Annotated in this window: 9 protein-coding genes and 1 pseudogene; 6 read left to right on the forward strand and 4 right to left on the reverse strand. The window is 48.2% G+C overall.

From position 1 onward, the window contains the following. The first annotated feature begins 49 nt into the window (after window positions 1–49). From SGI97_07460 to SGI97_07475, 4 genes are all read left to right on the forward strand, one after another. A complete protein-coding gene (locus tag SGI97_07460) occupies window positions 50–889 on the forward strand; it encodes a hypothetical protein (GenBank protein MDZ4723725.1) in 840 nt (279 codons plus the stop codon). A gap of 4 nt (window positions 890–893) precedes the next feature. Further along, a complete protein-coding gene (locus SGI97_07465; GenBank protein ID MDZ4723726.1) occupies window positions 894–2,258 on the forward strand; it encodes a sigma 54-interacting transcriptional regulator in 1,365 nt (454 codons plus the stop codon). Between the two features lie 94 nt (window positions 2,259–2,352). Next, on the forward strand, window positions 2,353–3,744 hold the full coding sequence (locus tag SGI97_07470; GenBank protein MDZ4723727.1) for a replication-associated recombination protein A: 1,392 nt from the start codon (window positions 2,353–2,355) through the stop codon (window positions 3,742–3,744). A gap of 100 nt (window positions 3,745–3,844) precedes the next feature. Continuing rightward, on the forward strand, window positions 3,845–5,071 hold the full coding sequence (locus SGI97_07475; GenBank protein ID MDZ4723728.1) for an asparagine synthetase B: 1,227 nt from the start codon (window positions 3,845–3,847) through the stop codon (window positions 5,069–5,071). 503 nt (window positions 5,072–5,574) lie between these two features. On the opposite strand, the gene SGI97_07480 is transcribed toward SGI97_07475, so the two are convergent. The 4 genes from SGI97_07480 to SGI97_07495 form a co-directional block, all read right to left on the reverse strand. After that, window positions 5,575–6,615 (reverse strand): acyl-CoA desaturase, encoded by a 1,041-nt coding sequence (locus tag SGI97_07480; GenBank protein MDZ4723729.1) that lies wholly within the window; start codon window positions 6,613–6,615, stop codon window positions 5,575–5,577. 281 nt (window positions 6,616–6,896) lie between these two features. Then, window positions 6,897–7,367, reverse strand: coding sequence for a hypothetical protein (locus tag SGI97_07485; GenBank protein MDZ4723730.1), 471 nt, complete (start codon window positions 7,365–7,367; stop codon window positions 6,897–6,899). A gap of 29 nt (window positions 7,368–7,396) precedes the next feature. Continuing rightward, window positions 7,397–7,717 (reverse strand): helix-turn-helix domain-containing protein, encoded by a 321-nt coding sequence (locus SGI97_07490; protein ID MDZ4723731.1) that lies wholly within the window; start codon window positions 7,715–7,717, stop codon window positions 7,397–7,399. A 391-nt stretch (window positions 7,718–8,108) separates the two neighbouring features. Beyond that, on the reverse strand, window positions 8,109–8,639 hold the full coding sequence (locus SGI97_07495; protein MDZ4723732.1) for an OmpA family protein: 531 nt from the start codon (window positions 8,637–8,639) through the stop codon (window positions 8,109–8,111). 247 nt (window positions 8,640–8,886) lie between these two features. On the opposite strand from SGI97_07495, the pseudogene SGI97_07500 reads away from it, so the two are divergent. After that, window positions 8,887–9,382 (forward strand): annotated as a pseudogene (locus SGI97_07500) (VOC family protein). Window positions 9,383–9,686: 304 nt separating this feature from the next. Continuing rightward, a partial coding sequence (locus SGI97_07505; GenBank protein ID MDZ4723733.1) for a helix-turn-helix domain-containing protein occupies window positions 9,687–10,066 on the forward strand: 380 nt, incomplete at its 3' end.

Below are 10,066 nucleotides of genomic sequence, written 5' to 3' on the forward strand. Positions count from 1 at the left end.
TGGAAAGATATGGAAGGGACAGGCATCCGTCAAGCCGATTCCTAAGTTATTGTCAGCTAAATTATTACATCAGTTTCTCGACATTAAAGTGTTTTACTGGGCAACCGATACAGGATACATGGAAGATGTGGTAATCAAGAACTCAAAGATTCCAAAGCCCGACTATCGATTTGCAGTCACCTCTCAGAAAAAAAATATATTGCGGCTGATTGGAAAGCCATCTGGCAGCGAGCAACTAGCGCCATCGCCGGATTTCCGGTCACGACTGCTTTCAAATCATCTTATCTCCTCTCTACGACGGAGAGTTGGAAGGCTGTCGGCAGTTACGGGCCATCTTGGTGCATTGTCCATCGACCGCAACGAAGATCAGTTGACGGAAATCGCTGTTATGACTCGCACCGAACTTCAGGAGATAAATCATCAACTCGACCGAACACATCTCGCTGTGAACTATGCGACCCTTCAGCGGATGGGTCAACCGCTCCGTTTGGGTCTTCATAAGACCTTGAGCATACTTGCCGAAAGATTCGACTCTTGCAAACTGCCGAGTCTGGATAGTCTTAATGAGAGCGCGTTCCTGGTTTTTGCCCCCGACCATTCTCTTCTGTTTTTATTTGAGTCGGCCCTCAGCGCCCATATTCATTCGCAGCAGGAATTTGAGTCAGTGAGTATTTCGGTACAAGCTGATTTTCATTCAAAATCAATGGTTCTAACCATGCGTATTTCCAATTGCGAATCCATGACAGCGCTTCATGCTGACGCCGAATCTCAAATCTATGCCGAGGCTCTGGCCGAGCTAATGGAAGTGAGACTTGAAATGACCGATGTCCGAGATGCTCAAAGCCGGCTCTTGCGATTCACATTTCCGATTTTCGAAATCGAAGAATAAATCAGTGAACTCTCCAAAACGGACAGAATCGATCATCACGATTGGAAGTGAACTTTTCTTCCAGAGAAGTTCAATCTCCGACTCAATGGGTCTGAATATACGGCTGGCATCGGTGGAAACATTTATTGAGGGACTGGAACGGCTCAAGACGGATTCGTTCGAGCTTGTGGTGGTCGATGACACGGTTGAAACAGACGGGATAGCCAATATTCTCGCTCATCTAAGAAATCAATCCCCCTATTGGGCTATTCTACTTATTGCTCAGGACACAGGATTAGTTAACGCATTGGAGGCTGCAGGAGAATCGCGGTTTGATATACTGTCCAAGCCGTATTCGATCGGGATGCTGGTTTTTCGAATCCGAAAAAGTATTGAGCGGGCAAAGCTCTCCGAGCAGCTTTTTCGACTCAAAGAACATTCGGCTATGTCACTGGGCTTTGACAATCTTGTTGGCTCATCCAAGCCGATCCAACAGATAAAAGAAATTATTAACAGAGTCGCTGCCACAGATATCTCTCTGCTTATATCAGGCGAGCCCGGAACGGGCCGACAGCACTGCGCGAGAATTATCCATGAACATTCGCATCAGCGATTTGGGCGGTTTGTAAGTCTTGACTGCGCTCTCATTCCTCAGGCTTTGTTCGAAGTCGAATTGCAACAACTGACCATGCTCGGTGAAAAAGGGAATTTACATGGAACGCTCTTTTTAGGAAATGCCGACACGCTCTCGACTCACCTGCAATTGCAAGTCCTGAAATTTCTCAAAGTCACATCATTACAGACCTCCTGCTTCGGCGGCGGCGAAATACAAAATCTGCGGCTCATCTCATCGGCCTCAACAATTCTGGCTGAGATGACCCGAAACGGGCAATTCTCAACCGAGCTTTATAACATTTTGAATGTTGTAAGTCTGGCTCTTCCCCCGCTTAAAAATAGAGCCGAGGATATTGAGCAGTTGATAGTTCATTTGTTGCGTCACATAGCCTATGAATCAAATCAACCTGAACGCGCAATCACCGCGAGGGCAGTTGACAAACTCCTGAATTATTTCTGGCCCGGAAATATCGAAGAATTAAAAAAAACAATACTCAATTCCTCTCTCTTTTGCGCAGAAAACAGGATCAAAAGCGATGATATTCGTCTGCCAATTGCTCAAGACAACGAGAAACGATCTCTTGTCCTCTCAAACATTCCGGACTTTTCCAATGAAGGCGGGTTGCTTGGCTCAAACCAGCGCAACCTTATTGTCCGGGCGCTCTCTGACAATAACTGGAATTACAAAAAGACAGCCGCCGCGCTTGGAATCGGCCGGACCACCCTCTGGCGCAAAATAAAAAAGTTCGACTTGAATCCGTCAGGTTCACAGTAATAGGCATCCTGGACTACAGGATGCGAACCGCAAAGCATCAGCCGAGCAATTTATTGTGATTGTTCGGCTATGCTCCTGATCGTATCTTTAATGCATGGACTTTTTTGAAGATGAAAACTCCAAAACAAAATCATTCCGAAGTGATTCAATAAAACCGCTTGCGGACAGAATGCGTCCGCAAACGTTCAATGAATTAATCGGCCAGGAAGCTGTGGTGGGAGAAACCACGCCTCTTCGCATGGCTATCGAACAGGACAAAGTCCCATCGATAATTTTCTGGGGGCCGACCGGCAGCGGCAAGACGACACTTGCCGAGCTTATAGCCAAATCAACTCATGGACAGTTTGTCAATTTTTCAGCTGTGACATCCGGCATAAAAGAAGTCAAAGATGTCCTGACTAAAGCCGCTGGCTATTACCAGATGTCGGGCCGAAGGACATATATTTTTGTCGATGAAATACACCGCTTCAATAAGGCCCAGCAGGACGCCTTTCTGCCATATGTCGAGCACGGCGATGTCATCCTGATTGGCGCCACAACAGAGAATCCGTCGTTCGAGGTCAATTCGGCTCTTCTTTCGCGAATGCGAGTCTATGTCCTCACCCGGATATCTGAAGAGGCCTTAAAGCAAATAATGCTAAACGCCCTCTCAAATACCGAACGGGGACTTGGCAAAAAAGAATTGAGTCTTGCTCCGGACGCCCTTGAATACCTGGCTGCCGCTTCCGATGGCGACGCCCGAAGGGGACTTTCATTGCTCGAAGCGACAGCGGCCTTTGTTGGCGAGCGGAAGACAATAACTCTCGATGACCTTCGACAGGTCAACCAGCGCGGGACATTTCTCTATGACAAATCGGGCGAAGAACATTTCAACCTTATTTCGGCCCTTCATAAGACCATTCGTGGTGGTGATCCCGATGCCGCGCTCTATTGGCTCACTCGGATGCTTGAATCTGGCGAAGAGCCGATGTATGTTATCCGGCGATTGGTTCGTTTTGCAACCGAAGATATCGGCCTGGCTGACCCCTACGCCCTGACTTTGGCCCTGAATGCCCGCGATTCCTTTCATTTTCTGGGATCACCCGAAGGTGAACTCGCTATCGCTCAATTGGTCATCTATATGGCCTGCGCTCCGAAGTCGAATGCGGTTTATACAGCCTTCAAGCAGTCGAAGAAAGATGTGGAGCAACATGGTTCGCTGCCAGTACCGCTCGAGATACGCAACGCGCCGACCAGACTTATGAAAGGGCTGGGATATGGAGCGGGATACCAATACGCTCATGACTATAAGGAAGCGTTAACAACCCAGCAATATTTCCCGAAAGAACTTGGGGAACGTCGTTACTATCAGCCTACCAATGGCGGAGACGAAAAGCGAATTGCGGAATATCTTGAGAAATTTCATGCTTTTCGAAAGGGACTTGTGGCCGAAAAGAATACGGCCGAGAAAAAGTCATCAATATCCGACCAAACCAAAAAGAGTTAAGATACCGGCCAATTATATTCGAACCGAAAGTGAGACTTTGCGTTTAATGACTACCAATATGAGACGACCCTTCCTGATTTTCCTCCTAAGCATAATGGCAATGATTCCTGTACAAATCACCGCCGCCTCGATTCTTATTCCGATGGATGAAACACAGACCGACCACCTCAAAGCATATGGTGTCGTCTACAAAGCCCTCGACAAAGGAATCAAAGGACAGTGGCTGTTAAACTATCGCGGCGGTTCGTTTTTGCTCGACCAGTCTCAGGACATTGCTGATATGGGTCTGTTGATGGGTGTCACGATGGAGTCAATTACATCAGGTCAGGTCTCTGACATTATGGCTCAAATCGAAGTCGAAAATATGGAGCGGGTGGAACTTGAGAAAGCCCCCCATATTGCGGTCTACTCTCCCCCAAATTTGCGCCCCTGGGATGACGCAGTTACGCTGGCATTGACCTATGCTGAAATAAAATATGATGTTGTCTGGGACGAAGAAGTGCTCAACGGCGGTCTTGACGATTACGATTGGCTCCACTGCCACCATGAAGATTTCACCGGCCAGTACGGAAAGTTCTATGCTTCTTTCCGAAATGAACTCTGGTATCAGGCCGATGTCCGCACCTCTGAGGAACTGGCCAGCAAACTCGGGTACAACAAGGTTTCTTTGATGAAACGGGATGTTGCCAAAACGGTCGCTGAGTTTGTCAAACGGGGCGGCTTCTTCTTTACCATGTGTTCCGCGCCAGAGACAATTGATATCGCTCTTGCCGCTGATGGCGTGGATATTGTCCCTCGTGAGTTCGATGGCGATCCTGTCGACCCCGGTGGAGCAGGTAAACTCGATTTCTCAAAGACGTTTGCCTTCGAGAATTTCACTCCCAATTTTGATCCGATGGCCTATCGACGCTCAAATATCGACACCTATCCTGAGCGGTTGATGCGATTCAAGACCCCGGATCAGGACTTCTTTTTTCTCTTTGAGTTCTCAGCTAAACTTGATCCGGTCCCGACGATGCTGACCCAATGTCATGTCAGCACTATCAATGGCTTTATGGGGCAGGTGACCGGTTTTAGAAAGTCACTTATGAAAAAACATGTGACGGTATTAGGCCAGCCTGATAATTTTGATGAAGTGCGGTATCTGCATGGAAATTATGGACGGGGGACATTCACATTTTATGCCGGACATGACCCCGAAGACTATCAGCACATGATTAACGACCCTCCAACGGAACTCAATTTACAGAAAAACTCGCCCGGCTATCGGCTCATTCTCAACAATATCCTCTTCCCTGCCGCAAAGAAGAAAGAGCGAAAGACGTAGGGGACAGTACCGAACTTTCCATCAGTCGTTAGGAATTACGCTTCTAAGTGAAACAATGCAATCCCATATCCTCTTTATCTTGTTGCGATTCCGTCTGCGGCGGACTCGCAACGACCATCCTGGGAATTTCGGCTTTGTTTCTTGTACCACATCGCTTGCGGTGTGATCTTCAACCTTTTTGTTTTGTCATCGTCTTGTAGCGCTGAACCCCTGCGGTTCAGCGATTCTTGAGTCTCATGAATATGACCTCACCCAGAGATAAAGGGAAAGAAAAGATCACACCGTCCGCCGCGGCGGATTTCTTAAGTGAAACATGGCAATCTCATATTCATCTTCGTGCAGGCCGTCTCTGTCCTGCACCATCCGTAAAATCACACCGCAAGCGGTGTGCTACAAGAGTAAAGAGAAGATGGACCACAGCTTTTCCATCGCGGCTTCGCTGCGGTGACGTTACATTGAGTCGTTGGAAGAGCGAATCGCGACGACGTCCGTGAATTTCGTTTCTATCTGCGGAGTGGTGCGCTCACTTTATGAAGTTCTGTGAGGACTTCCCAGTATGCGCCGAACGCGCCAGTCTCATGATAGCTAATTCCGCGCTCACGGCAAAATTCTTTGACAATCGGCTCGGCATCGCGCAACCGTCGTCGGGGAAGATTCGGGAATAGATGGTGCTCGATCTGGGTGCCAAGATTGCCAAATATATAATCAGAAACTGCATTCGCTTTGATATTACGCGTGGTCACAACTTGACGCAGAATCGGGTCCTGGCTTATCGCCTCATCCGGAGTCGGCATCCCTTTATGGTTGGTGGCAAAGACCAATCCCATATACATGCCGAACAGCGATTGATGGACAAAGATAAACAAGAGCGCGTGAAGCGGAGGCAAAAAGAGAAAAAGCGACCCGAAATAGAGAGTTGCATTCACTGCGATCAAAGCAAGCTCAGTTTTTGAATTTTTGGCTTTGCCCGATAGTAAATGCCGAAAGCCCTGCATACGGATACTGGCCGACAAAAAAGCCAAAATCGGGAAGAAAAAGAAGGCCTGATACCGGACAATCCATCGCGCCGGGCCGTGTGTTGCGAGGGCTTGCTCTTCGGTAAAGGCGATGACCGGTACATCGACATCCGGGTCAAGATCTACATGGTTGGGATGTCTGTGATGCTCGTTATGTTTTCCCACCCACCAGCCATATGAGAGACCCAGACCAAGATTGGCGCAAATAGTGCCGAGGATGTCATTGCGGCCAATCCGTGTGAAAACCTGTCTATGGCCTGAATCATGGACAATGAAGGCTATTTGTGTGAAACCGAAGGCCAGTACCACGGCCGCAAGCAAGAGGGTCCAGATACTGTTTGTCGCAAAAAGAAGTAAATATCCGCCAGTCAGATAGAGTAAAATTTCGGAAATCCGGCTTACATAGAACAGGGGCTGTTTGTCGAAAAGGCCAGCATCGGCCACTTTACGGCTGAGCATATTATATTCGGATCGGCGATCGCTTCTCTGATTGTCATTTATTGAAGTCGGCTGTGGGCTGTGTGTCATGTACTAATATTCCTTGGGTTAATTAGCGAAGGTATTATCGTGTCCGTCTTTTCGTTGACATAGATCAAAAATGTACGGCAGTTAAATGTTCCAAGCAAGCTTTGAAACAGGATATAGCAGTTCAACCCAACCGAAAGCTAACTATCTGGCAACGATAAGGTTAAACCAAATAAGTCAAAAGACTCGTGCAGCCAGTCATTCAAAAGGAACCCGGCTCTACGAGATAGGAACTACCTTGTCCGCTCAGATAGGTTGGGGCGAAAAGTGCCAAAGATATAAGACTATTCGTTCCTTCCCTCCACATAGGCCTTGAAGCTCTCGTCGAATAACATTAACCAGCCCTCTTTGGCGCTGCAACTCGGCAAATGTCCGAAGAGCGCATCTGTCAGACGAAGAACCGTCTCGTTTTTTCCTTTCTCTTCCAGAGAGAGCCGCAAAAGAGACGTCGCCGGGCCTCCATAGGGAGGCGAAATATGCCCCACACAGTTTATCGACCGCCCGGTTTCAATACCAATGACATTGTACCATATCAGACCGGCGCCATCGCCGGCATCTTCATAGACCCGACCGCCGATCTTTGGCTCGATAATAAATGCCTTGGGATTGGCTGTCGCGTAGAAATCTTTCCTCCACCACATAGTCGATTCCTCAACGAGCGCTTTCCAGACCCGCTCACGCGAGGCTTTGATGGTAATCTCAAGTTCAATCTGCAAGGCGCTAACCTCTTTTTTTTCATCTGATGGATTTGACACGTTTTACCTCTTTGGCTGAAGTTTCTGATTTATTGTTCAAGTTTCTTTTTTAGTTTAAGCATTGAGGATGCCATCGTGCCGACATAGGGACTCATCCACCGTTCATATATTTGCTGGATGGGGACGGCGTTGAGATAATTCCAGCGGTATCGTCCTTCACGGCGGACGACAACCAATTTGGCGTCCACAAGGATACCAAGGTGTTTCATGATAGTGCAGCGCGAGAAAACCGGGAAATATTCGATGAGCTCCCCTGTTGTCTGCGGGCCGTCTTTGAGCAAATCCAACAGTTCGCGGCGGGTCGGGTCGGCGAGGGCTTTCCAGATTCTTTCATCATTGGCGGCAGACATGTTACTATATAGTAACATAAAATGGATGTGTCAAGAGGAAAAACAAGGCGTGGAGGTCAGAACAGTCGGGCAGGGACGCCCGGCTACATCGATAGACATCAACTGAGATTGCCCTGACGGTCTCACATCGAGGAGAGTAAGAGGGCAACCACAGGGGGGTGACCCTACAATGGCAACCGAATGGCACCGACCTAAAATGTCACCCGTCAGTTAATTCCGTAGGGGCAGGTCCCCGTACCTGCCCTTATTATTTTCCAATGACAGAAGAGGGCTCCATGTCCGTCGAAGAAGAAACGCTGTCTACCGTGTATAGACAGGGGGAATTAACACATGGAAATAAAAAAGGCGTGGAGATGATCCACGCCTTTTGCTTACTCTATAGTAAAAGAGCTTAGTTTACCAATTTGACCTCGACGCGGCGGTTCTTCTGGCGTCCCTCACTGGTTGAATTATCACCGACGACATGGGATGGATTTTCTCCATATCCCGTAGCCAGCACTCGCGATTCGTGCACACCACGGCTGACAAGATAAGTTTTGACCTTGTGAGCTCTGGCGTGTGAGAGTTTCAAATTATGGGCATCGTTGCCGGTATCATCGGCATAGCCGCGAATTTCAACTTTCGTGTCGGGCGAGGCTTTTAATTTTCTGACCAAGCGATCCAGTATCGGTCTTGAACCCGCATTGAGTTCAAACGAATTTGTGGCATACACAAAATGAGGGGTGTTGCCGCTGGCTGTGACATAAGGATTAAAATACCCGGCGGTATGCGGCCGCTTGTCGACATTGTCCGGCATTCCATCGTTGTCGCTGTCTTTGGCATGGCCTGCAGATACCAAAATCAGTACTGTCAGCAGTGCCAGAGCAAACGCCAGTAAAAGCCTTTCTTTCAACCCATCGATAATATGTGTGTGGTATTTCATTAAATAAACCTCCAGTGAAATGTCTGTAAATTCGTGTCTATTAGTTTGACTCTTTAAGGTAGTCATTTTATCAAAAATAGCAACATAGAAAGCTGATAATAGCAACGAGAAATTAGCAACCGGGCAATACTCGGCACTGTCAAAATCGTCATGCGTAAATATATTTACGAAGGTTGGCGTTTGGCAACTTTAAGCAGGATTAGAATTACCTGTTTTCCTCATATCATAAAAAGTACATATTATGAGTATGGAGAAAGTAGAAGGAAAACATTCACTTCATCACCAGACTCGCATCGGGCATGTCCACCTTCGCGTCTCAGATATTGAACGCTCAGTAAAGTTCTACACTGAGATTTTGGGTTTTGAACTCACTACTCGTCTGGGCACTCAAGCCGCGTTTCTCTCGGCCGGCGGCTATCATCATCATATCGGATTAAATACATGGCAAAGCGCTGGCGGTGCGCCATCGTCTCCTGGAAGTACTGGGCTGTTTCATTTTGCCATTTTAGCGCCAAATAGAACTGAACTCGCCCGATCACTCAAACGCCTTGTCGACCACAATTGGCCAATCGACGGGACAGCCGACCACCGTCAGTGAGGCCATCTATCTACGCGACCCAGACGAGAACGGGATCGAGATTTATGCCGACCGCCCCGACGACCAATGGCCGCGAGACGCCAATGGTGAGATTATAATGTACACTAAGCCTCTGGATATTTTGTTGCTGATGAAAGAGCTATAGTAGAATTGTGCTTTTCCTAGCTTAAATATTTGGCTGACGGAACAACGATAGAAATGTCTGCTTTGAATCTTGTACCACACTCTGCCGTGGCGGACGGTGTGATCTTTTCTTTCTCCTTCACTTGGGAGCTGTAGCCCACCCAACGGGTGGGTTTTTCATTATCGATGTGCAATCTGTCTGTCGGCTGACAAAACTCTCGCCGAACCACGGTCCGCCGCGGCGGAGTCGCTACAAATACCGAGAGAAGATGCCCTGGTTTCCCTAGCTTCACAAACGAAGTGCAACACCTTATACAGGTGGTGCTATGGGACAAAAATACATTCAACTCAACGGCCAAGAACGGTTCGATATTGCCCATTTACGTTCCAATAGGATCTCGATCCGGCAAATCGCGGCAGCTGTGGATCGCGCGCCATCGACAGTTGCTCGTGAAATAAAGCGAAATTGCAACAGGAACGGAAGCTACACCCCCATGTATGCCGACCAACAGAGCCGTGCTCGACGCTGGAGTGGTTCCATGCTCGACCGAGACCGTGAGTTACGCCAGACGGTAGTGATCGCTTTGCTCATCGGCTGGTCGCCGCAACAAATCGCTGGACGACTTGCCCGAGACGCCCGAGGGCCGATGATCTCTCACGAGACCATTTACCGTTTCATCTATGCCCAGATCACTCGAACCAATGA

Source organism: Candidatus Zixiibacteriota bacterium (genome assembly GCA_034439475.1).
Lineage (GTDB): Bacteria > Zixibacteria > MSB-5A5 > GN15 > FEB-12 > JAWXAN01.